24 protein-coding genes are annotated in these 25811 nt (G+C 54.5%); 9 read left to right on the top strand and 15 right to left on the bottom strand.

The window, feature by feature from the left end:
- The first annotated feature begins 141 nt into the window (after positions 1–141).
- The 6 genes from RDV48_08205 (at position 142) to RDV48_08180 (ending at position 5697) form a co-directional block, all read left to right on the top strand.
- Entirely contained in the window at positions 142–660 is a 519-nt protein-coding gene (locus RDV48_08205; GenBank protein MDQ7822758.1) for a hypothetical protein, read from the top strand.
- Positions 661–792: 132 nt separating this feature from the next.
- Entirely contained in the window at positions 793–921 is a 129-nt protein-coding gene (locus tag RDV48_08200; protein ID MDQ7822757.1) for a hypothetical protein, read from the top strand.
- A gap of 129 nt (positions 922–1050) precedes the next feature.
- Positions 1051–1998, top strand: a complete 948-nt coding sequence (locus RDV48_08195; protein ID MDQ7822756.1) for an ATP-binding cassette domain-containing protein — start codon at positions 1051–1053, stop codon at positions 1996–1998.
- Entirely contained in the window at positions 1995–2759 is a 765-nt protein-coding gene (locus tag RDV48_08190) for an ABC transporter permease subunit (GenBank protein MDQ7822755.1), read from the top strand. The genes RDV48_08195 and RDV48_08190 overlap by 4 nt, the downstream gene beginning before the upstream one ends.
- Positions 2760–2774: 15 nt before the next feature.
- Entirely contained in the window at positions 2775–4169 is a 1395-nt protein-coding gene (locus tag RDV48_08185) for a GldG family protein (GenBank protein MDQ7822754.1), read from the top strand.
- Position 4170: 1 nt separating this feature from the next.
- On the top strand, positions 4171–5697 hold the full coding sequence (locus RDV48_08180) for a DUF4340 domain-containing protein (protein MDQ7822753.1): 1527 nt from the start codon (positions 4171–4173) through the stop codon (positions 5695–5697).
- On the opposite strand, the gene RDV48_08175 is transcribed toward RDV48_08180, so the two are convergent.
- The 11 genes from RDV48_08175 to RDV48_08125 form a co-directional block, all read right to left on the bottom strand.
- On the bottom strand, positions 5694–6197 hold the full coding sequence (locus RDV48_08175) for a MerR family transcriptional regulator (GenBank protein MDQ7822752.1): 504 nt from the start codon (positions 6195–6197) through the stop codon (positions 5694–5696). The genes RDV48_08180 and RDV48_08175 overlap by 4 nt on opposite strands.
- 250 nt (positions 6198–6447) lie before the next feature.
- Positions 6448–6972, bottom strand: a complete 525-nt coding sequence (locus tag RDV48_08170; protein ID MDQ7822751.1) for a diguanylate cyclase — start codon at positions 6970–6972, stop codon at positions 6448–6450.
- Positions 6973–7064: 92 nt separating this feature from the next.
- On the bottom strand, positions 7065–10547 hold the full coding sequence (locus RDV48_08165; GenBank protein ID MDQ7822750.1) for a DNA polymerase III subunit alpha: 3483 nt from the start codon (positions 10545–10547) through the stop codon (positions 7065–7067).
- Positions 10548–10560: 13 nt separating this feature from the next.
- The gene (locus tag RDV48_08160) at positions 10561–12171 is read right to left on the bottom strand and encodes a CTP synthase (GenBank protein MDQ7822749.1); all 1611 of its coding nucleotides are present in this window, start codon (positions 12169–12171) and stop codon (positions 10561–10563) included.
- 171 nt (positions 12172–12342) lie between these two features.
- The gene (locus RDV48_08155) at positions 12343–13020 is read right to left on the bottom strand and encodes an MBL fold metallo-hydrolase (protein ID MDQ7822748.1); all 678 of its coding nucleotides are present in this window, start codon (positions 13018–13020) and stop codon (positions 12343–12345) included.
- 22 nt (positions 13021–13042) lie between these two features.
- A complete protein-coding gene (locus RDV48_08150; GenBank protein ID MDQ7822747.1) occupies positions 13043–13219 on the bottom strand; it encodes a hypothetical protein in 177 nt (58 codons plus the stop codon).
- A gap of 304 nt (positions 13220–13523) precedes the next feature.
- Positions 13524–15191: a DALR anticodon-binding domain-containing protein gene (locus RDV48_08145; GenBank protein ID MDQ7822746.1), complete on the bottom strand. Its 1668-nt coding sequence runs from the start codon at positions 15189–15191 to the stop codon at positions 13524–13526.
- Positions 15192–15197: 6 nt separating this feature from the next.
- Positions 15198–16238 (bottom strand): trypsin-like peptidase domain-containing protein, encoded by a 1041-nt coding sequence (locus tag RDV48_08140; GenBank protein ID MDQ7822745.1) that lies wholly within the window; start codon positions 16236–16238, stop codon positions 15198–15200.
- Positions 16239–16258: 20 nt separating this feature from the next.
- Positions 16259–16951: a polyprenol monophosphomannose synthase gene (locus RDV48_08135; GenBank protein MDQ7822744.1), complete on the bottom strand. Its 693-nt coding sequence runs from the start codon at positions 16949–16951 to the stop codon at positions 16259–16261.
- A 2-nt stretch (positions 16952–16953) separates the two neighbouring features.
- On the bottom strand, positions 16954–17421 hold the full coding sequence (locus RDV48_08130; GenBank protein MDQ7822743.1) for a DsrE family protein: 468 nt from the start codon (positions 17419–17421) through the stop codon (positions 16954–16956).
- 44 nt (positions 17422–17465) lie between these two features.
- Positions 17466–17966, bottom strand: coding sequence for a TIGR00725 family protein (locus RDV48_08125; protein ID MDQ7822742.1), 501 nt, complete (start codon positions 17964–17966; stop codon positions 17466–17468).
- An 89-nt stretch (positions 17967–18055) separates the two neighbouring features.
- On the opposite strand from RDV48_08125, the gene RDV48_08120 reads away from it, so the two are divergent.
- Complete coding sequence (locus tag RDV48_08120; protein ID MDQ7822741.1) at positions 18056–18745, top strand: hypothetical protein; 690 nt, start codon at positions 18056–18058, stop codon at positions 18743–18745.
- Here RDV48_08120 and ugpC read toward each other — a convergent pair.
- On the bottom strand, positions 18711–19901 hold the full coding sequence (gene ugpC, locus RDV48_08115; GenBank protein MDQ7822740.1) for a sn-glycerol-3-phosphate ABC transporter ATP-binding protein UgpC: 1191 nt from the start codon (positions 19899–19901) through the stop codon (positions 18711–18713). The two genes, RDV48_08120 and ugpC, sit on opposite strands and share 35 nt — an antisense overlap.
- A gap of 237 nt (positions 19902–20138) precedes the next feature.
- Between ugpC and RDV48_08110 the strand changes: the two genes are divergently transcribed.
- Positions 20139–21218, top strand: coding sequence for a bifunctional phosphoglucose/phosphomannose isomerase (locus tag RDV48_08110; protein MDQ7822739.1), 1080 nt, complete (start codon positions 20139–20141; stop codon positions 21216–21218).
- A 22-nt stretch (positions 21219–21240) separates the two neighbouring features.
- Positions 21241–22209, top strand: a complete 969-nt coding sequence (locus RDV48_08105) for an ROK family protein (GenBank protein MDQ7822738.1) — start codon at positions 21241–21243, stop codon at positions 22207–22209.
- Between the two features lie 14 nt (positions 22210–22223).
- Here the strand turns inward: RDV48_08105 and RDV48_08100 are convergent, their stop codons facing one another.
- From RDV48_08100 to RDV48_08090, 3 genes are read right to left on the bottom strand one after another with little or no spacing between them, the layout of a single operon-like run.
- On the bottom strand, positions 22224–23516 hold the full coding sequence (locus tag RDV48_08100) for a UDP-glucose/GDP-mannose dehydrogenase family protein (protein MDQ7822737.1): 1293 nt from the start codon (positions 23514–23516) through the stop codon (positions 22224–22226).
- 58 nt (positions 23517–23574) lie between these two features.
- Entirely contained in the window at positions 23575–24069 is a 495-nt protein-coding gene (locus tag RDV48_08095) for an Hsp20/alpha crystallin family protein (protein ID MDQ7822736.1), read from the bottom strand.
- A 10-nt stretch (positions 24070–24079) separates the two neighbouring features.
- Positions 24080–25795 (bottom strand): phosphodiester glycosidase family protein, encoded by a 1716-nt coding sequence (locus tag RDV48_08090; GenBank protein ID MDQ7822735.1) that lies wholly within the window; start codon positions 25793–25795, stop codon positions 24080–24082.
- Between the last annotated feature and the right edge of the window lie 16 nt (positions 25796–25811).

Here is a 25811-nt window from a genome sequence, read left to right as displayed (position 1 = left end):
ATTTTTACAATAATCCAAGCTTCTTTAACATCAGGGACATCCTGAGGCAACAGCACACCTCTATACTTATGGTACGGCAGGCGGGAGTATAATTCTCTTGTCTCACGCCCCTGCTGATGCTATAATGAAAGAGGTGGCGCTGTGGCTGTCAAACTACGCTCCCACGGAGATGACGGGTGGAAGATTATCCTGCAGAGCTTTCTCCCCGAGTTCCTGGACTTCTTCTTCCCACAAGTGAGCAGAGATATTAAACGAGACCATTACGAGTTTCTGGATGGAGAGCTGCAGAGCCTGTCCAGGCGGGTCGGCACGGGGAAGAGGATTACCGACAGGCTGGTGAAAAGCCTGGATGAGAAAGGATTCAGTAGGCATGCCCGCAGGGATCTCTACCTCTTCATCGATTGGCTGCTGGCTCTGCCGGAGCCTCTTGATATAGAGTTTGTCGAAGAGATGAAAGTGTACGAGGAGGGGATGCACATGGCATATATCTCATCTGCCGAAAGGATTGGTATAAAGAAAGGCATTGAGAAAGGCCTGCAGAAAGGCAAGCTGGAGACTGCAGTGAACATGGTCAATGCCGGCTATGACAGGGAGACAGTGAAGAAGCTCACGGGTCTCACCGACGAGCAGCTTGCCGGGATTGACGAAAAGAAGCCGTAAGTCACAGAGAGCCGGACTCATCAACCCGGGCATTTTCAGAGGCGCTCACAGGGCGGCACCGATGACCCCTGGAATCTCATCACGCTCTGCGAGGCCTGCCATCTTAACCTTCTGCACGGCCTGGGAACCCTCATGGCAAGAGGTAAGGCGCCCCACGGCCTCACCTTCATATTCGGCTCCCTCTCAGAGGGCGGGCCCTTCCTGGTCTATGAAAAAGGTGTGAAGATCCCGGTGCTGACAAAAGTGCTTGGAAAACTTTGATCTGGGCCTCCCCCTCTAGAAGGGTTTTTCGAAATTTTGGAGAAACATTTTTCTCTGCTGTGCACGTTCGCAAGAATTGCATGGTTTTTTTTCTGAACAAGAATCGTATCAGGCAAAGGAGGGATAGCAGTGATATCAGCAAAAGGCCTCACCAAGTTCTACGGAGAGAAGTGCGCCATCAATGACGTCACCTTCGAAGTGGAAAAGGGTGAAATCCTGGGCTTTCTCGGCCCCAACGCGGCGGGAAAGACGACTACCATGAGGATACTGACAGGCTATTTTCCTCCCACAAGCGGGGAGGCCAAAGTGGCCGGCTACGACATCTTTGAGCAATCGCTTGAAGTGAGAAAACGCATAGGCTACCTGCCGGAAAACTTTCCCCTTTACAAGGATATGAAAGTCGTCGAGTTCCTCCACTTTGTGGCCGCCATTAAAGGAGTCCCCCCGAGAGAGAGGAAGAGCTCAATTGCCGCCATCATCGACAAATGCGGCCTCTCCGAAGAGGCAGAAAACCTGATAGGGAGGCTTTCAAAGGGGTACTGCCAGCGCGTGGGCATCGCCCAGGCAATCATAAACGAGCCCGACGTGCTCATCCTTGATGAGCCCACCGTGGGGCTGGATCCCAACCAGATTGTCGAGATAAGGACACTGATAAAGAGCCTTGCCGGAAAGTCCACCGTCATACTCTCCTCCCATATCCTTGACGAGGTGGCCAAGACCTGTGAGCGCGTCATAATCATCAACAACGGCAGAATTCTTACGATAGACACGCCGCAGCACCTCTCCGACACCCTCCAGATCTCCGACAGGGTCTACCTTGAAGTGGCCGGGCCGCAGGAGAAGATCGAAAGCCTTCTTCCAGACATAAGGGGAGTCTTGAAAGTGGACAAGGTGACGCCTCTCAGGGAGGACATTTTTGGCATCAGCCTTCAAACGGAAAAGAACATGCTCATAAGGAAAGAAATTGCTGAAAAGCTTGTGAATGAAGGCCTTGCCCTCTATGAGCTCCGCCCCATTCAGCTCACCCTTGAGGAGATATTCACCGAGATCGTGAAAAAGGGAGGTGTGAACAATTGATTACCATACTGAAAAAGGACCTCGCCAACTATTTCAAGTCGCCCATCGCCTACGTGACCACGACTTTTCTCTTGCTCCTCTGCGGCTACCTTTTCTTCATAAGGGTAGTCCATTACAGCATGGTGAGCATGCAGGCGATGATGAATCCTATGTATGCAAAGTCGCTTCTCATCAACGACCAGATCGTCGTGCCCCTTCTCAACAACACAGCCTTTCTGATGCTCTTTTTCACGCCCCTTTTCACCATGCGCCTCTTTTCGGAGGAGAAAAAGCTCGGCACCCTTGAGCTTCTCTTCACCTACCCCCTCACGGAGACCCAGCTCATTTTCGGGAAGCTCTTCAGCTGCGCGGCAGTAGTGCTCCTTGGCGGCCTCCTCACCGCCACCTTCCCTCTCACCTTGTTCAAATACGTGCAGAACATGGACTGGAGCTCCGTCATCACGGGTTACCTGGGCATTGTGCTGATGAGCATTGCTGCCATTTCAATAGGCATGTGGATATCATCACTCACCGACAGCCAGATCGTTGCTGCTTTCAGCACCTTTGCCTCTCTCTTGATGTTCTGGATTATCGGGTGGACAGGTACCGCATCACCGGGCCCCCTGTCAAAATTCCTCACCAGCATCTCCTTTCTCGATAATTTCGATAATTTCACCAAGGGAGTCATTGATCTCAACAGCGTGCTGTTCTTCGTCTGTTTTTCCATCCTGTTTCTCTACCTTACTTACTACAACCTCATCTCCAGAAAATGGAGAGGTTAGGAAAGGAGGCGCACCATGAAGAGAGCCATTAAATACGAACTGAATGCCATCGTCACCACCCTCATCGTCGTGGGGATACTTGTCTTTGTTATGCTTATCGCCTACAAGCATCCCAAGAGCTATGATCTCACCAAGAACAGGAAGCACACCCTTTCAGAGCAGACCACGAAGCTCCTTAAAAGCCTCACCACCCCGGTGAAGGCCATAGGCTTCTTCAACAAGGGAGATGAGGAGAAGGCAAAGGATCTTCTGCAGCAATACCGCTATGGGAGCAGCAAATTCTCCTACGAGTTTGTTGATCCCAACAAAAATCCCCTCCTCGCGAAAAAATACGACATCACCCTGGCGGGCGTGATAGTCCTGGAATCAGGCGACAAGAGGGAAAAGGTGCGCACCGTCGATGAGGAGAGCCTCACCAACTCCCTTCTCAAGGTGACCAGAAGTGGGAAAAAGGCGGTGTATTTTCTCACAGGCCACAATGAGCTGTCTCTTGACGATTCCCGGGACGAAGGGCTCTCCATCCTGAAGGAATCCCTGGAGAAGGAAGTGTACGAGGCAAAGCCCCTCAGCTTCGTGAGCGACAAGAAGGTCCCCGACGATGCAAAGATACTCGTCATCGCAGGACCCAGGAAGGCCCTTTACAAGGAAGAGCTGGACCTCATCAAGGCTTTTGTCGATAAGGGAGGGAAAGTATTCTGGCTCCTGGGAGGCGAATTCCCCGAGGCCACGGGGGAGTGGCTGAAGCAGTACGGCATCAAGGTGGACAAGGGCATCGTCATCGACCAGGTAAGCCGCTACTTTGGCGGCGACGTCGTAATCCCGGCCATCATGCAGTACGGATCCCATGCCATTACAGAGGGCTTCAGGCTTGTATGCTTCTTCCCCTTCACCAGGTCCCTGGAGATTGAAAAGAAGCTGCCCGCCGGCGTGACGGTTGCAGAGCTCGCCTTCTCAAGTCCCAAGAGCTGGAACGAGACCGGCCTGAAAGAGGCCGAGGCCACCTCGGACAAGATAAGATTCGACCCCAAGACAGAGCGCCAGGGACCTCTCTGCGTGGCAGCGGCAGTGACGAGCAAGACAGCCGGTGCCCCTCCACCCCCGCCGCCTTCGCCTGGTGCCTCACCGGCGCCGAAAGAGGAGAAAAAAGAGGGGCGCATGGTGGTCTTCGGGAGCGCCGAGATAGCCGACAATGCCTTTGTCACTCAGTCCGGCAACAGGGACCTTCTTATGAACGCCATGGGATGGCTCGCCGAGGAAGAGAGCCTCATATCGATCAGGCCCAAGGACGAGAGCGGCCAGCCCCTCTCGCTCACTCCGAAGGACATCAGCTTCATCCGCTTCTTCACCGTGCTCTTCTTCCCGCTGCTCTTCATATTCATCGGCATCTGGGTAAGGATAAGGAGGGGTTAAGGTGAACACGAGAGTCACGCTCATACTGGCAGTGGTGCTTCTCCTTATAGGCGGCTTCTATTATATCTATGAGGTAAAGATGGCCGCAAAGAAGGAGGAAAAGAAAAAGACCGAGGGAAAGCTTCTTTCCTTTGAAGGGAAAGACGTGACAGCTCTTGAGCTTGTAAAGGACAAAGAGGTGCTGCGCTTTGAGAAACAGGGAGGGCGCTGGATGATGACCTCTCCGGAGAGGACCCTGGCCTCCCAGAGCATTCTCGAGAACATGATAACCCTTCTCTCCGACATGAAAAAAGACGAGACCATCGAGGAGAACCCCCAGGACCTGACGATGTTCGGCCTCAAGCCGCCCCAGGTGACCGTGAAGGTCATGACGGCAGGCGCGAAGGGAAGCCCCGGGGAGCAGAGCATCCTCATCGGGAGCAAGAACCCCTCGGGAAACCTTTATTACGTGCAGCTTCCCGGAAAGCCTGCCGTGATCACCATCAACTCCACTCTCTCTTCAAATCTCGAAAAGAGCGCACTGGAGTTCCGAGAGAAAGACGCCCTTCCTCTTGAGCCGGAGAAGGTCTCCAAGGTCACCGTTCAGCTGCCCGACAAGACCTTCACGCTGGAGAACCCCCAGAATTTCTGGACGGCCATAAGGAAAGATCCCTCCTGGAAGCTCACTGCCCCCATGACGGCAAAAGCGGACCGCGCCAAGGTGAGCTCCTTTCTCTGGGACGTGAAAAACCTCAAGGCCGAAACGTTCGCCGGCGGGAAAACCAAGGTGGCTGTCTCCCCGGAAGACACCGCCTATACCATGAAAATCACCATAGACCAGAAAGACATGCCCCAGGAGACCCTCCTCATAGGGACACTGGACAAGAAGGCAAAGATCTTCGCGGCAATGCGCCTCGCGGGGGGAGAGAAATTCACCGTGAAGGAAGATGACGTGAAAAAGCTCTTTAAGTCAGGTGAAGATTTCATGGACAGGCATCTGCTTGCCGTCGATCCCCAGGATATCGACTCCTTCGAGCTCAAAACCGCCACGACGACGGTAAAAGCAAAAAGGAACAAGGAGGGATGGGAGATTACCGCGCCACCGAAGGTAAAAAAAGAGGTCCCCTCAATCGACTCGCTTATCTGGAAATTTGAGAGCGCCCTCTATACCGAGAAGGGCGAGAGCGGATCAGGCAGGGAACCGGCCCTCACGGTGACTCTCACCGGCAGTGACAAGGCGCAGATTGCCACACTGGTCTTTGAAAAATCACCTGAGGAGAAAAAATACTTCGTGCAGGTCACCCCTGGCGAAGGGGGATATTATGTCGTGAATGATGACATACCGGAGCTCGCGAAGACGGTGATGGCTGATATTGAAGCGGCGGTCGCGAAGGCGCCCGGGACGACACCTTCCCTGCCGGCAGCTTCTCCGTCACCTGTGGCTCCAGGGCTCCAGAGTCCTGTGGCGCCCCTTCCTTCCCCGTCATTGTTCCCGGCACCACCGGCCCTTCCCAAGGCGACGGCCCCTGCGCCGTCAAGTACTCCCTAGGGTTTTCCCAGGGCGCTTTTCACGGCTTCAAAGAGGGAGAGGAGAAATTCCTCCCTTTCACCGCCGGGAACCTCAAAGCGCTCTGCGAGCCTCGCAAAGAGCTCGCGGAGCTTCTTTTCCGATTTCTTTACCACCGCGGCGGCGATCTGGTCGCGGGACTTCCACTGCTTTTCCTTCAGATCCCAGAACATGTCCTCAGGATTGTAATAATAAGGCGCTTCAAGGAACTCGAGCTTTTCCTTGAGGCTCGGTATGGCATAGCCCTGGTCCACGACCATTCCCTTGATAAACCGCAGCTCCACCATATCATTGGGGGTGTATTTTCTCGCTTTTGTCCCCGATTTTCTCTGAAGCTCCGGGTGAAGAAGCTCCTGGCTCTCCCAGTAATTGATGAGCCTCGTGGTGATGCCCAGATGCTTCGCGGCATCGCTCTGAGAAACATAGAAGAGATCTTCCGGGAACAGGGGAAGCTGGGAGCCCGTCACTATCTTCCTGGGCATCGAAACAGGCCTCCTCGCGAGATTTCTCGAGAATCATGCATAATGCTGAATACCAACAATTTTTGTTGATATATTACCAGATTTGTCAATTAATCTACAAAAACCTGCTCTTGACAAATATTTTTTGTTGAGTATAATAATAAAGCAGTGGGGGAGTCCCACTGCATAAGTACCAGGAATTTAACGGCCCAGTGATTGCCTCCTTAGAGGGCAAACCTTCTCTCTTCGACCCTGCACAAGGGTCGTTTTTTTATGCCTTTTCGGAGACCGGTGCCGCGGGGCTCTCCTCGCCTCCCCCGGCCGACGGGGGAGGTTCTATTATCTGAGTGCTCTCGTTCTCTTTCAGAAACTCGAGGAGCTCGGCGCGATCGCCGCCATTATGGGGATATACCGCTATCTTGACAGTGACCTTCACGTTGAATTCGTAACCGCTGTCGTGATGCACAAAAATGTGCTTTTCTATCTGCTCTTTCACTTTTTCTCCCGCACGACGCGCCCCTTCAAGAGGAGTCTCGGGGAGAATGACCAGGACACAGTCGCCGTATCTTACGCCCACATCGATTGAACGGGTGTACATCTTGACAAAATTACCGAGCTGCTTGAGCACGCGGTACTGCATGTCCTGCTTCACTTTTGCGGGAATCTCTGCCGCCAGGAGGAGAAGAGAAAGCTCTCTCCCGAAGCGCTTGGCCCTCAATAACTCCTGCTCAAGCCCCACCTTGAGGTACTGCTCGTTATAGAGCTTGGTGAGCTTGTCTACCTCCACCTTATCCATGCCGTTTCCTCCTAAAGTTATATTTATGGCGACGCACATTCATTATACCACAGAGGGGCTTCCCCGGGAATCCTTCGGAAAAATTTATCTTTTTACTGGTTCCAGAGAGCGCCTGTCCCTAATAACTTCTCCACGTCATTCTGGAATTCCTTGGTGCAGGTCACCCAGAAGTCCTTTTCAAGCTCAAGGAGATTCTGGCCGCCTGAGCTCTCCAGCTGCAGAAACACTGGCATGCTCCCCCGTGAGCGCTCAAGAAGCTCCTTGAGGGGCGCAAGCTGGAGCATTTTCGACGGATCAACCCTGATATAGCATTTGTTCATTTTCCTTGTCTCCCGCCATGTAAGTGTTTCGACAGCATCAATGGCTTCCAGAGGATGGACCTCTTCGGCGATTATCTTTACCCCCTCCGAGAAGGCCTCCTCGTCGGCGACAGCCTCGGCTTCCTCTTCGGAAAGCTCCACCTTCCCCTTCACTATGATGAGGCCGTCCTCCTCAAGGTAGTCTCGCCCCTGATCATAGACCTTGGGAAGGACTACCACCTCGGCGGTACCGCTGAAGTCCTCTATTTTCACAAAGGCCATCTGCTGCCCCTTCTTTGTGCTTATCTTTTTGACGGTCTGGATAAGGCCGGCGCATACCACCTGGGCGCCGTTGCCAAGGGCGGTGCAGTCGGCTATGCGGTGCGGCACCTTTGCCTCCATCACCTCCTTGACGGAGTTGAGGGGGTGATCGGAGATGAAAAGCCCCAGCATCTCCTTTTCAAAGCGGAGGATGCTCTCCTTCTCATACTCTTCAAGAGACTCCGGCAGCTCAATCTCGCATTCGGAATCTGAATCGCCGGCCGCCTCGAAAAGGGAGATCTGGCCGCACCGCTTCCGCTTCTGCATCTTCTGCCCCGACTCGAGGAGGTAATCAAGCGATGCCATGAGCGTTGCCCGCGTTTCTCCCATGCAGTCCATGGCGCCGCTCTTGATAAGGCTCTCCAGGACCTTCTTGTTCACGAGGCGACCGTCAATCTCCGAGACAAAGTGGCCTATGGAGGTGAAGGCGCCCACTCTCTCCCTCGTCTCTATAATCGATTCTATGGCATTGCGCCCCACGTTCTTGATGGCTGCGAGGCCGAACCTGATGGCGCCCTTTGTCACCGTGAACTCCACGCCGCTCTCGTTGATATGGGGAGGGAGAACGTCAATGCCCATGTTCTTGCACTCCTTGATAAAGAAGCTCACCTTTTCTATCTTGTCCATCACGCTCGTGAGGAGCGCCGCTATGTACTCGAGAGGGTAATTGGCCTTCAGGTATGCCGTGTGGTAGGCGACCATCGCATAGGCCACGGTGTGGGACTTGTTGAAGCCGTAACCGGCAAATTTCACAATGATGTCCCAGATAGTCTTTGCGAGCTTTCTTTCCACGCTGTTTTTCTTGCAGCCCTCAAGGAAGTTCTTCTCCATCTTGTCCATGACTTCTTTTTTCTTCTTCCCCATGGCCTTCCTGAGGTCATCGGCCTGTGCCATGCTGAATCCGGCAAGCACATTGGCGATCTTCATGACCTGCTCCTGGTATACGATGACGCCGTAGGTCTCCTTCAGGATAGGCTCAAGCCTGGGATGGAAGTAGTCCACTTTCTTCCTGCCATGGCGGCCCTTGATAAAATCCTCCACCATGCCGCTTCCCAGAGGCCCCGGGCGGTAGAGGGCGCACATGGCAACGATGTCCTCGAAGCGGTCAGGCCGGAGCTGCCTGAGATAGCCCTGCATCCCCGAGCTCTCAAGCTGGAAAACCCCCACTGTCTTCGCTTCCTGGAGAATCTTGTAGGTGGGGCCGTCATCGAGAGCAAGGCTGTTGAGATCGATAAGCCTGCCATGGTTTTTCTTTATCATTTTCAGGCAGTTATCAATGACAGTGAGGTTGCGGAGGCCCAGGAAGTCCATCTTGAGGAGGCCTATGTCGGAGATGGAGTTCATCTCGTACTGGGCTACCACTTCTTCGGCCTTCATCCGCTGGACCGGCACATAGGTGCTGATGGGGTTCTTGGAGATGATGACGCCGGCGGCGTGGATTGAAGCATTACGGGCAAGCCCTTCCACGACCTTCGCCGTGTCAAGGAGCTGCTTCACGTCCTTTTCCCTTTCATAGCGGCTTTTCAGCTCATCAGACTTGAGAGCTTCCTCAATGGTGACATTCATGGGAATCATCTTGGCAATCCTGTCCACGGTGGGAAGAGGGAAGCTGAGGACTCTTCCCACGTCCCTGATGGCGGCCCGGGCCTTCATCCTGCCGAAGGTGATAATCTGCGATACATGGTCGCTCCCGTATTTTTCCGTTACGTAGCGTATCACCTCGCCGCGGCGCTCTACACAGAAATCGGTATCAACATCGGGCATGCTCTTTCTTCCCGGGTTGAGAAAGCGCTCGAAGAGGAGGCCGAACCTTATGGGATCGATATCGGTGACTCCCAGGAGATAGGCTACGAGGCTCCCTGCCGCCGAGCCCCTGCCTGGGCCCACGGGAATGCCGCTCTTCTTGGCATAGTTTATAAAGTCCCAGATGATGAGGAAGTAAGCGGAAAAGCCCATCTCCTTGATCACTCCCAGCTCGTAACGCATCCTCTCCTCAAGCTCGGCAGTCACCTCGGTATAGCGCCTTTTCAGCCCCTCGTGGCAGAGATCCTCGAGAAACTCCTCAAGAGTCTTTCCCTCGGGGACAGGAAAGTGGGGGAGATGGTACGTGTTGAAATCAAGCTCCACGCGGCAGCGCCCCGCAATCTCAAGAGTGTTCGAGAGAGCCCCGGGGATCTCGCCGAAGAGGGCAGCCATCTCATCGGCGCTTTTCAGGTAAAACTCTTCGGAGTCAAAGGCGAGCCTGTTGGGGTCGTCAAAGGTCTTCTGGGTCTGGATGCAGAGCTGGACCTCGTGGGCCAGCGAATCGCTCCTGTTGAGATAATGGGTATCATTGGTGGCCACCACGGGCACGCCTGATTTCTTTGCAAGCTCGAGCAGGAGGGGGTTCACCCGCTTCTGCTCGGCGAGGTTGTGATCCATAAGCTCCAGATAGAAGTTATCCCTGCCGAATATATCGCCGTAAGCTCCAAGGGTTTCCTCGGCTTTGCGGGCCTCACCCTTGAGCAGCAGCTGCGGAATCTCGCCCTGGAGGCAGGCGGAAAGGGCGATAAGCCCCCCGGAGCGAGAGGAGAGCAGTTCCTTGTCGATGCGGGGCTTATAATAATATCCCTCAAGGTGGGCCACGGAGACAAGGTGGAGAAGGTTCCTGTATCCCTCGTCATCCTTGGCAAGAAGCACAAGGTGGTAGTTTTCATCGTCAATCTTTGCCACTTTCTGCAGGCGGCTTCTCGGCGCCACGTACACCTCGCAGCCGATGACAGGGACCAGACCTGCCTCCTTGGCCGCCTTGAAAAACTCCACGGTGCCATACATGGAGCCGTGGTCCGTGACGGCCACGGCTCCCATGGCCAGTTCCCTGGCCTTCTTTACAAGGCCCTTTATCCTGCAGCTCCCGTCAAGGAGGGAATACTCGCTGTGCACGTGGAGATGGACGAACTCAGGCTTCGTGCTCATACTGTCCTCCTGATTATGAGATCCCCTTGGCGGCCGAGACTGCCTTCAGAAAATCGACAAAGAGGGGATGAGGCTTCATGGGCCGTGACTTGAACTCAGGGTGAAACTGGCAGGCGAGAAACCAGGGATGATCGGCAAGCTCTATGATCTCGACAAGCCCCGAGCCGGGATTGACGCCGCTCACCACGAGCCCATGGCTTGTGAGGGCGGGGATATACTCATTGTTCACCTCATAGCGGTGACGGTGGCGCTCATGGATTAACGGAGCCCCATAGGCGGCATAGGCCTTCGTCCCTTCCTTCACCTCGCAGAGGTAGCTCCCTACCCGCATGGTGCCCCCCTTTTCCTTGATATCCTCCTGGCCGGGGAGCTGATGAATCACCGGGCAGGAGGTGTGTGCGTCCACCTCTACACTGTTGGCGCCCTCCAGGCCGCATACATTACGGGCAAATTCCAGGATGGCTCCCTGGAGGCCGTAACAGAGGCCGAGAAAAGGCACTTTCCCCTCGCGGGCGTAACGGATTGCCCCTATTTTTCCCTCGATGCCCCGCCCCCCGAATCCTCCCGGCACGATAATGCCGTCAAGTGTGGAAAGGATCTCCTCGACGGGGCCCATGAGCAGGTTCTCGGCATCGATTCTCACAAGATTGACCGACACGCCGCATTTCACCGAGGCATGGCGCACTGCCTCGATTATGGAGAGGTACGCATCGCGAAGCTCCACGTATTTTCCCACGAGGCCCACTTTTACGACAGGCTTCTCCTTTTTGAGCTCCATGACCCAGTCTCTCCACTCGTCCATCGCGGGAGGGGTGACGGGGATATTGAGGAGCCGCATTATCCGCTCGTCGAGTTTCTGCTCAAGGAGATGGAGGGGCAGCTCATAAATATGCTCGAGATCACGGTTCTGAATGACATGATCGGGCTCCACATCGCAGTAAAGCGCGATCTTCTCTATCATGGAGGTGCTGAGGGGCACCGAAGTCCGGGCTATGATGAAATCGGGCACGAGGCCGATGCTCCTGAGATCTCTCACGCTGTGCTGCGTAGGCTTGGTTTTGAGCTCGCCCGAGGGGACAAGGTGGGGCACAAGGGTTACGTGGAGATAGACCGCTCTTCCGGGACCCACGTCCTTTTTCAGCTGCCTGATGGCCTCAAGGAAGGGGAGGCTTTCAATATCGCCCACGGTGCCGCCAATCTCGATTATCACGATCCGGTGCGACTCTCCGTCAGATGCCACATTTCGTATCTGGCCCTTTATCTCATCGGTCACATGGGGGATTACTCTCACGGTGTCCCCGAGGTAATCACCCCTTCGCTCCCGCTCCACGACGGCACCGTATATCTTGCCCATCGTGCAATTATTCTCCCTTGCGAGGTTCTCATCAATAAAGCGCTCATAATGGCCCAGATCGAGATCGGTCTCGGCGCCGTCTTCGGTGACAAAAACCTCGCCATGCTGATAGGGGTTCATAGTCCCCGCATCGACATTGATGTAGGGATCAAGCTTCTGAATGGTCACCTGGAGGCCCCTGCTCTTGAAAAGGCATCCCAGTGAGGCCGAGAATATGCCCTTCCCTACGGAAGAGACCACACCGCCGGTAATGACAACATAACTCACCATGACATATCAACCTTACTTTCTTATGCAATGAGGAACACGGTAATGAGCCTGAAAAGGCCTGTCTCCTGAATCATTCTGTACCAATCGGGGGAACGGGGAGCCTGCCGGGACACGCCGGGATTATTTCTCTCTGGCGCTCCGGGGAGAATGCTCCATTCCCGGGGATATTACCTAACCATGATCGAGAACCATCACCTTCGTTGATGCCGGGAGCCGGCCCAGTTCCACGTTGGTGGCCACGGCATGAAGAAACTCCACTTTTTCAAACCTGCTGGTAAAAGCCTCAATGGGCTCCTTCACCAGCGACATGAATTCCGCCTCTGGCGTCTTGTAATGCATGGGGAAGACAATCTTGGGATTTATCTGGTTAATGACAAGCACCGCTTCCGTCGGATCAAGGACAGTGCCCCCGCCCACCGGGCAGAAGAGCACATCAATGTCGCCGACCATCTTGAGCTGCTGATCGGTGAGCATGTGGCCCAGATCGCCAAGATGGCAGAGCTTCAGGCCTTCCATGAACCAGAGATAGATGGTGTTGGGTCCCTTTCTCCGGCCCGAGAATTTATCATGATGGGTGGGAATGCCCTTGAAGGTGACCATCTCGCCAGTTCTCTGGACAGGAGTCTCAAATTCCACGATGAAATCACTGGTGCGCTTGATGACAATCGGCGTGCCCTGGACCCTCCATCCTGCATTGTGATCGTTATGTTCATGGGACATCACCACGATATCGGCCGATAAATCGGGAAAGTTATAAGGCAGGCTTGTCCCGTATGGATCGATTATTATGGCAGTGCCTTTCGTGGAGCTCACATAAAAGCAGCTATGCCCGAGATATCTGACGACCATGCAAATTCCCCCTCTCTACCCCTTAAGCAGGAATGGAAGGTGCAACCATTACCACGAGATTCTTGTTCACTGCAATGAAGTCCAGGGTGTCAAGAGGCGTTTCTCCCGAAATATCATAGACCGTTGCATTGGTCAAGGGAATAAAATCTCTCTCCTTGTTGATTTCATCGAGCAGTCGGCCCCCCGGCACAACATGCATCTCACCTTCCAGTCGATAAGACGTCGTAAGCAGAATTACTGGAATTCGCTCCTTGACAGCTTTTACTCCCAATTTGTCACCCCCTCAGTGAATTTAGGGCTCATGGCACGCATTTCAGGGCAGCAAAGCACCTTCCTGCACACTGTTCATTTCCTGTTGCCTGCAGGAAATTCCTCCTGGAATTTGACATAGATCCCATAAAATCCTTCCTGAAAGGCACCACCTTTTCTACTGACGCACATGGTACTCTCGAGTATGATGATGTTGTCTGGTATGCTCTGGAGACTAAAAGCGGGGCGGCTGGTCAGGAGTTCTCCTCCAATTTCAGCTGAAAGAGGTCAATTATTCTTGCAAGCACTATTCTGAGGGCCTCCAGAAGTGCCAGGCGCCCCTTCACAAGCGAGGGATCGCCGGAGAGAATCTTGGTATTCCCATAGTAGGAATGGAAATCATTGACAAGGTCAGCCATGTAATATGCAAGATAGTATGGCTCAAGGCCCTGGATGGTGTCACTTATCACCGAAGGAAACCTCACTATCTTCTTGATAAGGGCAAGGTCGGCCTTTTCATCCATCATCTTTATGTGCACCAGGTCAAACCTGAGAGGTGAAATTCCCTGTCCTTCCGCCATTTTGAAGACGCTCTTGATCCTGGAGAGGGCCGACTGGATATAATAGAGAGGGTTTATATTGCTCTCCTTGTGCGCCAGGGTCACGTCAAACTCCAGGGCGGTGTTGATGCTCTTGAGATAGTAAAAAAACCTCACGGCATTCGTCCCTGCGCTTTTCACCAGCTCTTCGAAGGACATGCTCTCGCCCTTGTGGATATCCTCGGCATGGCCTGCCTCTCCGATTTTCATTCTCGCCACGGCAAGCACCTCAATAAGATCGTGACGGTAGCCGAGGACTTTGAGGGCCAGAGACATCTGGGTAAAAAAATCAAAGGCCTCCTCGTGGGGCTTGATATAGATATTTCTCCCGTACCCCTGGCCGATGCGAGTCAACAGGACCGAGAGATCAACAAGGTAATCTGAGGGCTCCCGGTGCTCTGTCAGAAAGAGCCTGTCTTTCTGATCACCGAAGGACGTGCTTTTTATCCAGACCTGCTCATCTTTTTCATAAAGAAACCCCAACGAAGTGAAGCGTTCCTGAAGATCACCGATGGTTCTGTCCTTTTCGGCGAGCTGGCGGGCGTCTGTCCACTGCTGGTATTCAATTCCGATCTCCTTGAGGGTGCGCTTCATGGAGGATGCTATCTTCTCGCTCGCCTTGTCCTTGAGGACATTGATGCGCTCGGCTTTGGTGGATTGGAGAAAAACCGCGCCATCTTCATCGAGGATCTCCCTTGCCAGTTCAACTGAAAGCTTGCTCTTGTAACCGTCATGAGGAATCGGTGAATCATCGCCAAGAAGTTCGCGGTAACGGGCTTCCACTGAGATGCCCAGGAGCCATATGGACTCTCCCTGATTCCTTATAAAAGGTGCCAGCTGCACATCAAAGCCCATCTCCTGCATCACCTGATAAAGAAAATTGCCTATAAGAACACGCCTTCCGTCATCTACATTCAGGAACCCCATTCTGGCCGTGTCTATTGAGCTGATATGCACTTTCTCGCCGGCCCCGATATTCTCCCTGCCGAACGACTCCTTCTCCTGGATCACGGTGAAGAGCCCCCTTGAGAGGGCATCCTTTGAGAGGGTGATATTGATGAAGCCGTTGGACGCAGAGGAGATATTCTGGCAGAACGAAGGAGGGTATTCAATGGTCCCGATGATCTTCTTGGCCACGAGGGCGGGTTCCATCGAGAGCTTCGTGGCGATGCGGAGAGCCACGGGGGAGCAGTAATCGCCGTAATCGTCATGCCTGCATACCTCGACAGTGGCAGGAACAGCCTCGCACTCAGGCAGCACCTTCAGCAGTACTGCCTGTTTTATGGCCTTTTCAAGCATTTCCGTTATCTGTTTCCTGTACATCTTACCTCACTGGCTGAGATGTTCAACAGTCAAGGTCACCTTTTTCTTTTTTCCCAGATGCCAGAGCGTCAGTTCTATCATCTGTCCCGGTGAAAAGCCGTTGAGGACGGCTTTAAAGTCTTCAACGGACACGATGCGCTGGCTGTTGATCTCGGTAATCACATCACCGGGCGTGATTCCCGCTTTTTTTGCCGGGCCGTACTGCACGATGTTATCGACTAGCACCCCGAATTTCACTGGCAAATCGTATGCCTCAGCCGTTTCCTTCGTGAGGGTGACTGCGGAGATTCCCACCCATGGTTTGGGAGATGCCTGAACTTCGCCCTTCATAAGGTATTTTGCCGTCTCAAGAGCTCCATTGATGGGTATGGCAAAGCCAAGGCCAACGGCATGGGGGAATTCAGAGGTTCCCGTGTACACGAGAGTATTGATGCCGATGACCTCGCCCTTGGAATTGACAAGGGCACCTCCCGAGCTTCCGGGATTGATAGCGGCATCAGTCTGGATGAGATCGCGGTAAAATACCCCCTTGGCTTTCACATCCCTGTTCAGAGCGCTGATACACCCCGCCGACACGGTCCATGAAAACTTGAGGGGGTTTCCTATGGCGATGGCTACCTGCCCGAGCTGCAGTTTGCTTGAGTCTCCGAACCTGGGAACAGGAATGCCGTTGGCGCTTATCTTTATCACGGCAAGGTCCCTGTCTTTCGCCGCGCGGACAATGAAACCGCTGAATTTCTTGCCGCTTGCGAGGGTCACCTGGATTGTCTTGGCTCCCTGCACCACATGGGAATTGGTGATGATATAGCCATCCTTGGTGAGAATAACGCCCGAGCCGCCGCCTTCCTTACCCGACTCGGCACTCATGGTGGCAATCGTCACCACCGAGGGCTTGACGGATTTCACGGCATTTATGATGTATTCTTCCTGGCCGGGGATGGCTCCATATGTCTCCTTTGCCGGCCACGCGAGAACCGCTATCAGTGCGCACAGGCAGAAGAGCGCTTTTTGAAGTATGCCCGGGAGATCTCCCCATGGTTTTTTCATTATGTCCCCCTTCAAGGGCCTTATATGCGCTTTTTTCTGTATTTCCAGAGATCAGCAAGCTGCTTCAGGTAGTTCAGCACTTCCCCCGAGTTCATCTTGCTCTGCCCGCTCCGCCTGTCGGTAAATACATAGGGCACTTCCACAGACTTTTTGTAGTTTCCCTTCACAAAGATCTCAAGCCCGATTTTGAAACCGATGGGATTAAGGGATATTCCCTCGATGACTTCCTTTTTCAGAAAAAAATAACCCGAGGTCACATCCCTCACCTTGGTGAGAGGGGCGCCCATGAGAATGGCGGTTCTTGAAATAATCCTCCGCTTGAGGGGCCAGTTCCTGATGCCTCCCCCGGGGGCATATCTGCTTCCCACGGCAAGCTCTGCCCCGCCCTCTGTAATGGCTTTCACCAGGGCGGGGATTGCCTTGGGATCATGGCTGAAATCCGCATCCATGACACCGAGAATAGAGCCCTTTGCAATCTTGAATCCATCCATGACGGCGCTCGAGAGGCCCAATTTCCCTGCGCGGTGGAGCACCTGCAGAGGGAATTCGCTTTTCAGGCCCTCGGCAACGTCACCGGTGCCGTCGGGGGAATTATCATCGACGATGACTACTTCACCCTCTATCTGCTCATGGCGCAGCTCATCGAAAATCGCCTTGAGGAGATCCCCTATTCCTTCTTTCTCATTATAGCAGGGAATGACTATTGATACCATAACTAAAGCGAGATCACCTTCCACGCCTCGAGCATCTGCTCGCAGATATCATCCATATGGGCTACAAATCCCACCTTGAGCCTGTCGCTCACCCCGTACTCATCGGCCGAGGAGACGCAGACCATCACTTTGCACCCCTGCTCCTCCAGCACTATCAGTCTGCCGATGGCCTGCTCGTTTTCAGCGGCAAGGTTCACCGCGCTGTTGAAGAGAATCACCGCCTTCGGTTTTATCTGGCTGTTCACAAGGGCCTGCAGAAACTCCTGGAGGAGCTTTTCCCCCAGCTTCTTTTTCCCAATCCCCACCTCAGTGGAATGAAAGACAATCACGATATTCTTGACCGAGATAGGACCCCTTATCTTTGCGGTCTGCAGTTCTTCCAGCTCAGAGAAATCACCGCGGACCATCCTGAGATAATAATTGAGGTCTTTCTCTGCGAATGTCGGAGGAAGTACGGTTCTCTCCCCCACAAGTATCCTCTCCTCTGTATGGTTCTACTCTTGCGGCACCCCTTTTATTCCCCGGCCATCTTCTTCTCAAGGGCTTTCAAGACTGACTCCACCGCATCACGGGCACTGTGAGCACACATGATCCCGGCCGAGGGGACCCCGTTCTTTCCAAGTTCCCAGGTCTCTATCCCTGCCACAGGCTTTCCGAAGCAGAGGGCAAAGGCAATCTCGGAAAGGGTGCCGAATCTACCTCCCACAGCCACAAGCCCGTCAGAGCATCTCACCACGATGCTGTTTCTCGCCTCTCCTATACCGGTGGGCACTGCAATGTCAACGAACTGATTGGCATCCTCCCGTTTTTCACCAGGAAGGATGCCAAGGGTAGTGCCTCCTGCGGATTTTGCACCCTTCGCAGCAGCCTCCATAATACCGCCCAGTCCTCCACATACAAGAACAGCTCCTGACTGTGCAATGAATCTTCCCACTTCATAGGCGACCGAGGCGCTGCGGGTATCAGCCGTGCCATCTCCAATCACGCCGATATAATGCATATCAAGTACTTCCACGGCCGCTCCCATTATCCTTCAGAGCGTGCCGCTGCCGCCGTCACCCGGGAAAAAGGAGGGACTAGGCAGAGGCGGACGAATACCTCTTAATGGATCGCCGCCTTGGTCTCATTCTCTTCCTTCTCACCACCCTGTTCTTTTCATTCCCTGCGGTGCCTGCCTCCCCCGGCACGGCGCCCCTTAAAAAGTCGCTTCCCGACGCTTCATGGGTGCTCTTGCAGATCAAGGATCGGAACAGGAAGCTCCTTGATTTCACCGCCACTATGGATATCACGGTATACGCCTACCTGATGAGGTTTCCTCTCACGGCAGAGCTCTCATTCAAGAAGCCCGACAAGGTGAAAATGGAATTCACCAGGGTTCCCTCATGGCTCAAGGCAAGGGAAAGCACCTTCAGAACTGCACTCCCTACGGAGACCCTTTACAGGAGCTACAAGAGCAGGGTCATTGGAATCGAGACCGAGAGAGGGAAACAGTGCTATGCTCTCAGGATGACGGCACCGGACCGGGGAAATGTAAAAAATGTCTATCTCTGGGTTGATTCCTGTAATTTTACCCCCCGGAAGTTTTATCTTTCCTACCGTGACGGGGGAACGGTGGAGCTGGAGAATGAATTTGCCTCATTCGGGGGATTTCATCTGATCACCCGCCAGAAAATCACCTTTGACCTGCCGGAGTTTACTGCCAAAGCTCTCGTGAAGTATTCCGGCTACAGGGTAAACCAGCAGCTTTCCGACGAGATCTTCAGGAAGAAGGAAAGCCCTCTTCCTGGTAAATGAGATTCCTTTCCGTCTCGGGATCAAAGAGATGCATCTTGTGCATGTTCAAGGTCACCGTGAGATCGTTGCCAATCTTCGCTTCGGTATGTGAATCCACGCGGGCCGCCAGGGTTGCCTCACCCACCTTGATGTGGAGCATCACTTCGGAGCCCATGGGCTCCGAAACCTCCACCCGGGCATTCACTGCGAACCTCTTGAGATCTTCTTTTGAAAAGCGCAGGTCCTGGATATCCTCGGGGCGCATGCCAAAGAGGACTTCCTTTCCGATATGGGGCTCCGCTGCGGTGAGCCTCTCTTCGGGAATCTCCACCTCGAGGCCTTCTGCCGAAATCTTCAGCTTTCCTCCTTCGTCCTTCACCACGCGAGCCTTCAGGAAATTCATGGAAGGGCTCCCGATGAATCCTGCAACGAACTTGTTGGCAGGAAACTCATAGAGATGGAGGGGCGTGTTAATCTGCTGCACAATGCCGTCCTTGAGAATCACGATCCTGTTCCCGAGAGTCATTGCTTCCGTCTGGTCATGGGTGACATAGATAGTGGTGACACCAAGACGCTGGTGAAGCTTCTGAAGCTCGGCTCTCATCTGCACCCTGAGCTTGGCGTCAAGGTTGCTGAGGGGCTCGTCCATAAGATAAACCTTGGGCTTCCTCACTATGGCCCTTCCCATGGCCACCCGCTGACGCTGGCCTCCCGAGAGCTCCTTGGGCTTTCTTGCGAGGAGATGCTTGATGCTGAGAAGCTCTGCTGCCTCCTGGACGCGTTTGTCTATCTCTTCCTTGGGAAACTTTCGGAGCTTCAGGCCGAAGGCCATGTTCTCGTAAACATCCATATGGGGATAAAGGGCGTAGTTCTGAAAGACCATGGCGATATCCCTGTCCTTCGGCGACACCTCGTTCACCATCTGTTCCCCTATGAATATCTCTCCCTCAGTCACCTCCTCGAGACCGGCAATCATCCTCAGGGCCGTTGACTTGCCGCACCCCGAGGGGCCCACAAGGACCATGAACTCGCCGTCATTAATCTCAAGGGTGACATCCTTGATGACATGGACGTCACGCTTTTCGGCGCTGGGCTTCCAGAGCTCCCACCATGCCTTTTTTATGGCCTGTGTGCCCGAATATATCTTTTTTACATGCTTCATCACAACATTTGCCATTTGATTCCTCGCACCCGACGATTTGAGTATACTCTTGTTTCCGTATAGTTCTCTTTCCCCGGGAAAAAACCTCTCACCCCTTTGCCGTGAGGGATTTCCCGGGCAGAGGGCCTCCAGTGAAAAAAGTCGGGGGAAAAGGATGAGTTTTCACCGCCATTCGCGAATTTTCCGAGAAGTGCCCCGTCCTGCCGGGATGAGAGGTACGAAGTCTTCATTTCCTGTGAGCCTGGAGGAAAAATGAACGCATCATGTGATATTGACTCGCCTGAACAGTTTGGATCGCTTGATAAAGAGGGAATGATGGAGCTTGTGCTCAACCTTCCCGGCCAGATGGCCCACGCTCTGGAGTCAGGCAGAACCCTCAACCTGCCGCACCTCTCTGCCGCTCAGATACTCCACCTGGGCATGGGAGGGTCGGCCATGGCAGGCCACCTGCTGAGGGCTCACCTCCGCGACGAGCTTGCAATACCCTACGAGATAAACCAGTCTTACGACATCCCCGCATGGGCAGGGAGCAGAACCCTTGCCATTGCCGTGAGCTATTCGGGAGAAACGGAGGAGACCCTCACTGCCCTCGACAAGGCGGCGCGCAAAGGGTGCCAGGTCATCTGCGTGGCCTCCGGGGGGAGCCTCAGACAGAGAGCCCTGGCCATGGGAGCCCCATTCATTGAGGTTCCTTCAGGCTATCCGCCGCGCGCCGCCCTGGGCCATCTCCATGGGGCTCTGCTTGCCGCCCTGGAAAAAACCGGCATCGCGCCTCCCCATGATAAGGAAATCACCGAGACCATCGCCCTGCTTGAGTCCCTTCGCGAGGAGTGGCACCCCCGCGTGCCCCTGGAGAAAAACGAGGCCAAGAGGCTCGCAACAAGAATCGCAGGCAAGGTGCCCATCGTCTTCGGGTCAAGCGATGCATCAGCCGCCGTGGCCTACAGGTGGAAAACACAGTTCAACGAGAATGGAAAGTCCCTCTGCTACACGGAGAGATTTCCCGAGCTGAATCACAACGAGATCGTGGGATGGGCCCACAGCTTCATTCCCCAGAAGGCTTTTCACGTGTGCTTCCTCAGGGACAGCGGAGAACCGGAGCCTATCAAAACGCGGATTGACTTCACCGAGGAGATTATCAGCGGGAAAACCACCACCGACCATCTCTGGTCAAGGGGCACCTCGGCTCTTGCGAAGCTCATGTCCCTCGTATTTCTCGGCGACCTCGCGAGCACCTACCTCGCGCTCCTTTACGGCACCAATCCCACGTCAATAGATGTCATCACTGAAATGAAAAAGAGACTGAGCACGCTTTCGAAGGGCAAAAAATAATTACTGGACGAGGAGGCCTCCCATGACAGCAGAGGGAAAACCTATCGTAATAGGCGTTGACCTGGGCGGGAGCCATGTATCGGCTGCTGCAGTCGATCAGAAAGGTACACTCCTGCAGTTTTCCGAGCGGGACATAGATAACAACAAGTCGGCCGACGAGATACTCTCAGGCGACATTGTGCCGGTCATCCAGGAGACCCTGGAAAAAATCTCCGGCGTCCATGCCATTGTGAAGGGTATCGGCATGGGAATCCCGGGCAGGACTGACGGAGAGCGGGGAGTCTGCATCTTCGCTCCCAACCTGAAATGGCGGGAGGTGCAGGTCAGGGAGCCCCTCGAGAGCCTTCTCCATGTCCCCGTCTTCATCATCAATGATGTGAGGGCGATGACTGTGGGGGAGAAGTGCTTCGGAAACGGAAGAGGCTTCAATGACTTTATCTGTATGGCCCTCGGCACGGGAATCGGGGGCGGGGTGGTGGCCAACGGGAAACTGGTCCTCGGCGCCATTGAAGGTGCCGGCGAGATCGGCCACATCACCGTGGAGCCCGAGGGCCCCCTCTGCGGGTGCGGAAACAAGGGATGCATGGAAGCCTTCTCTTCAGGCCCCGGCGTCGCAAGGAGGGCGATGGAAGCTCTCAAGCGTGGAGCATCCAGCATTCTCAGGGATGCTCCCGAGATCACCTCGAAAAAAGTTTTTGAGGCCGCAAGAGAGGGCGATGCCCTTGCCCTGGAAATCTGGCGCGAAACGGGAATATACCTGGGAAGGGGGCTCGCCAGCATCATCACCGTGCTGAATCCCCGGAGGATCCTCATGGCTGGCAGAGTATCAAGAGCAATAGAGTTTTTCCTGCCTGCCCTGAAGGAAGAGCTCACATCGAGGGCCAGGATGGTGCCCCCTGATTTCACGGAGATTGTCACCGCAAGGTTCGGGAAGGATGCGGGCATGATAGGAACTGCGGCCTTCGCCTTCGAGAAGCTTGAGCTGGTCTGAGAGGCCGCGGCCCGTCATTGGCGCCCGATTCCCGTATAATTGAAGCCCAGGGCCCTCATGCGGGCCGCATCGTAGATATTTCTCCCGTCAACAATGAGAGGGCGCTTCATGACCTCCTTGAGGCGGGCAAAATCCAGGTGCTTGAACTCAGACCAGTCGGTCACCACGATGAGGGCATCGGCGCCGCGGGCAGCCTCGTACGGGTCCGAGAAGAATTCTATGCCCTTGAGAAGCTCCTTTGCCCTCTCCAGCGCCACTGGATCGCAGGCCTTCACCAGGGCGCCTTCATTCCTGAGGTGCTTGATTATCGTAAGGGACGGAGCATTCCTCAGGTCATCGGTGTTGGGCTTGAAGGCAAGGCCAAGCACCGCCACGGTCTTTCCCTTGAGCTCCCCGAGGCCATGGCGGAGCTTCTCCACCACTACCTTCTGCTGGTGGGAGTTCACCTTCTGGACCGCTTTCAGAATCTGGAAATCGTATCCGAGCTGATCGGAGATGTTGATGAAAGCCGACACATCTTTGGGGAAGCATGAGCCTCCGTACCCTGCACCGGCCTGGAGGAAGTGCATTCCTATGCGCTTGTCAAGGCCAATTCCCCGTGCCACCTTGTGGACATCGGCGCCCACAATGTCGCAGATATTCGCAATCGAATTGATGAAGGAGATCTTCATGGCAAGGTAGGCATTGGCAGAGTGCTTGATAAGCTCCGCGCTCCTGATGTCGGTGATCAGAAGGGGCGCGTTGAGAGGCTCATAGAGGCTTACGAGGAGCGTGGCGGCCTTTTCGCTGGTCACTCCCAGGACCACCCTGTCGGGGCTGAGAAAGTCGTCTATGGCCGTCCCTTCCCTCAGGAACTCCGGATTGGAGGCCACGTCAAACTGCACGCCGGGGCTGACGGACTCCCTTATGGTCTTCATTACCCATTCGCCGGTCTGCACGGGCACCGTGCTCTTCTCCACGATAAGCCTGTATTCTTTCATGTGCTCGGCAATCTGCCTCGACACTTCTTCCACGAAGGAGAGATCTGCCTCGCCGCTTGTCTTGGAGGGAGTATCGACAGCGATGAAGATGATAAGGCCGTGGTCAACGCCATCCTTGATCTGTGTGGAAAAGAGGAGGCGCTGCTCCCTTTTGTTGGCCTTCACCAGCTCCTCAAGCCCCGGCTCATAGAAAGGGATGATCCCTTTTTCAAGCATCTCAATCTTTTTCTCGTTGTTATCAATGCACATGACCTTGTGGCCCAGCTCTGCGAAACAGGCGCCCGATACAAGCCCTACATATCCTGCTCCCACTATGGTGATATCCATATCTTCATCTCCTTATATTTAAAATAGAATCTGGTGTGCATCCCGTGCCTGCACGGCGCTATTCTTCCTTTTCGAGGGAGAGAAAGAGCCTTATGATACCCTCCCTCTGCTCTGCATAGAGAGATTCGGGAACGACGGCGCATGGCAGTGGAAACGACCTGCAGAAGCGCCCTACATTCCTCTCCCTGGTGATGAAATCCTTTTCCTCAACGCCCTGGGCCTCAGGGACATGGCCATCGATTATGAGGAGCGTGGAAGTCAGGTGCATCGATACATCCTCTTTTCTCACTCCCGGGAGAATCGCTTCCACGACGAGGGCTCCTTTCCTAAGGTAGACATCAAGGGGGGGCTCCCAGGGCTGCTGCGGAAAAAAGGTGCGGCTCCTGGGGAACAGGCTTGCAAGAAGACCGTTCATGGTAAGCCTCACACTTTCGAGACCAAGCAGGGGATCCCATCCCCATCCCGTGCTCCCAAAGGGAAACATCCTGGTCCCCACCGAGAGGATGCTTTTTTGAGGGGGCTTTTCAGCATCCTTTTTCCTTCTTGCAGCCATAGTATTCCTTTCAATCCTCTATTTCTTCGGCAGAAAGCCGGTATGTCCGGGGAGGAAGGCCCCCGCAGGTGACTTTCAGTGTCATTCCCTCCTGCAGGCCCCCCAGCTGCACCAGGGCACTCCCCTTCCCTTCGGTCATGAGTTTTCTTGATGCTTTGAGGGTATCCCTCTCAAGCACATCAAACTGCACTTCGACGCCTGGCAGGAGATTACGGTACTGGTCTTCCGTGATGACTTCGACTGTGCAGGCTGAATCAGATGCCTGGAGGGGAGCCTCACCATCTGCGTCAGATCCCGATGGCTTTTTCTCCTTCAATGTCCCTTTGAGAGGTGAGGCTTTCACATGGAACTCTGCCAGGCTTCCCGGAAGGAACTCAACGAAAAGAGGCTCGGGCCCGCCAAGACCGCACTCAATCTCCACAGTGGCTTTACCGGGGAAACCTGCCGAGTGAAGCCTGTTCTTGGCTACGCCGTTTCTTGTGCTCACCCAGGGGGCTATCACGCCGCGGGATGCGCGGAATCTCACCACGGTGCCGTCAGGGACTGTCTTCCCCTTTCCGTCCTTCACTTTCACCGAGAGCTCGGCAAAGCTTTTCCCGTCAGCTGGAATGCTTTCAGGAGAGCACCGCACCTCTTCAAACTGGTAAGGTAAAAGGCGCGGTGATGAATCCACCAGGAGGATTCCATTTCCCACAGGCCTCTCTGGATTCCTGTTCCCCGCTCCCCTGCTCACGTCGTACCCCATGATATCCATCACCGATGAATTGCCGCCGTCAACGCACATGGCCTGCACCATGGAGTGTTCCTTCAGGTAAAGGGCCAGTTCTTCCAGTTTCATGCCGGCATTGTGGCTCTCAGAGAAGCCGGTGACCGTATAGATATGGAGATGCCCCCGCCTGTCAAGGGCAAAAGCGGTCCTCCCGGCTCTCCTGGTGATATCATTCCCGGACTTGCCCAGGCCCTCTTCATCGGCAGTGACGTCTACGGTACCGTCCCTTATGAGCCTTGGGCCGCCGCCGAGAGCAAAATCAACCTTCCTGAGAGGCCTGCCTTCCAGGGTCAGCAGAGTATTGTCACGGACCACAAGCTTCTCAAAAAGCACCTTCTTATTCTCCATGACCGCAAGGACTGTGCGCGGAGGCCTGGTTGAGACCGGCCCGGCAATCACTTTCCCTTCATTGTACACGAGGCCGAGAGCTCCCCCCTTGGTGGAAAAAAAACCTCCGTTCACGGCAGCGAGGGCGTCAAGGCGCTTCCTCATGGCAGTGGTCTTTTCACGGCTCGTGTTGTTGTCATTCGCAAGGGCAAGCCTGAGTGAGGCATTTCCCTTTGCCGGGTCGAGGACAAGCTCGTTGATAAGGGCGTAGCCCTCCCTTGTGGCGCGTTCAACCCACTTCCATCTGACGTCGGAGGTGACGGCGCTCTCACCCGCCCTGTAGAAGCATTTTTCCACGTCAATGACAAGCCTTTGAGGCGATTCGTCTTTCAGCAGCATCACCTTGATATTCTCAGGGGGAACCTCGTAGTGGAGGGCTACCTCCATGCGCGCGCGCCTGAAATTCTCCTTTACAAGGCGCCATCCCTGCACCAGGCTGTCCTTGTAGTCCTTTCCTCTCGCAGCGCTCTGATCGAAGCCGCAGGCAGGCAGATCCACCACAAGACGCGCGGGATTTTGAAGCTGATAGACCCGGTAATGAGGGGGAAGCCGGTCAAAATCAAGGACCATGCGGACTTTTTCCTGT

The sequence above is a fragment of the Candidatus Eremiobacterota bacterium genome, assembly GCA_031082125.1.
GTDB lineage: Bacteria > Vulcanimicrobiota > CADAWZ01 > CADAWZ01 > Ess09-12 > Ess09-12.
This window is presented reverse-complemented; position numbering and strand designations above follow the sequence as displayed.

Bases quoted from the DNA above. Each gene is read 5' to 3' on its own strand.
- RDV48_08200 (MDQ7822757.1), top strand. From the start codon at position 793: ATGGCAAGAGGTAAGGCGCCCCACGGCCTCACCTTCATATTCGGCTCC.
- RDV48_08185 (MDQ7822754.1), top strand. From the start codon at position 2,775: ATGAAGAGAGCCATTAAATACGAACTGAATGCCATCGTCACCACCCTC.
- RDV48_08175 (MDQ7822752.1), bottom strand. From the start codon at position 6,197: ATGCCCAGGAAGATAGTGACGGGCTCCCAGCTTCCCCTGTTCCCGGAA.
- RDV48_08170 (MDQ7822751.1), bottom strand. From the start codon at position 6,972: ATGGATAAGGTGGAGGTAGACAAGCTCACCAAGCTCTATAACGAGCAG.
- RDV48_08165 (MDQ7822750.1), bottom strand. From the start codon at position 10,547: ATGAGCACGAAGCCTGAGTTCGTCCATCTCCACGTGCACAGCGAGTAT.
- RDV48_08160 (MDQ7822749.1), bottom strand. From the start codon at position 12,171: ATGGTGAGTTATGTTGTCATTACCGGCGGTGTGGTCTCTTCCGTAGGG.
- RDV48_08155 (MDQ7822748.1), bottom strand. From the start codon at position 13,020: ATGGTCGTCAGATATCTCGGGCATAGCTGCTTTTATGTGAGCTCCACG.
- RDV48_08150 (MDQ7822747.1), bottom strand. From the start codon at position 13,219: ATGCATGTTGTGCCGGGGGGCCGACTGCTCGATGAAATCAACAAGGAG.
- RDV48_08145 (MDQ7822746.1), bottom strand. From the start codon at position 15,191: ATGTACAGGAAACAGATAACGGAAATGCTTGAAAAGGCCATAAAACAG.
- RDV48_08140 (MDQ7822745.1), bottom strand. From the start codon at position 16,238: ATGAAAAAACCATGGGGAGATCTCCCGGGCATACTTCAAAAAGCGCTC.
- RDV48_08135 (MDQ7822744.1), bottom strand. From the start codon at position 16,951: ATGGTATCAATAGTCATTCCCTGCTATAATGAGAAAGAAGGAATAGGG.
- RDV48_08120 (MDQ7822741.1), top strand. From the start codon at position 18,056: ATGGATCGCCGCCTTGGTCTCATTCTCTTCCTTCTCACCACCCTGTTC.
- ugpC (MDQ7822740.1), bottom strand. From the start codon at position 19,901: ATGGCAAATGTTGTGATGAAGCATGTAAAAAAGATATATTCGGGCACA.
- RDV48_08110 (MDQ7822739.1), top strand. From the start codon at position 20,139: ATGAACGCATCATGTGATATTGACTCGCCTGAACAGTTTGGATCGCTT.
- RDV48_08105 (MDQ7822738.1), top strand. From the start codon at position 21,241: ATGACAGCAGAGGGAAAACCTATCGTAATAGGCGTTGACCTGGGCGGG.
- RDV48_08100 (MDQ7822737.1), bottom strand. From the start codon at position 23,516: ATGGATATCACCATAGTGGGAGCAGGATATGTAGGGCTTGTATCGGGC.
- RDV48_08095 (MDQ7822736.1), bottom strand. From the start codon at position 24,069: ATGGCTGCAAGAAGGAAAAAGGATGCTGAAAAGCCCCCTCAAAAAAGC.
- RDV48_08090 (MDQ7822735.1), bottom strand. From the start codon at position 25,795: ATGGTCCTTGATTTTGACCGGCTTCCCCCTCATTACCGGGTCTATCAG.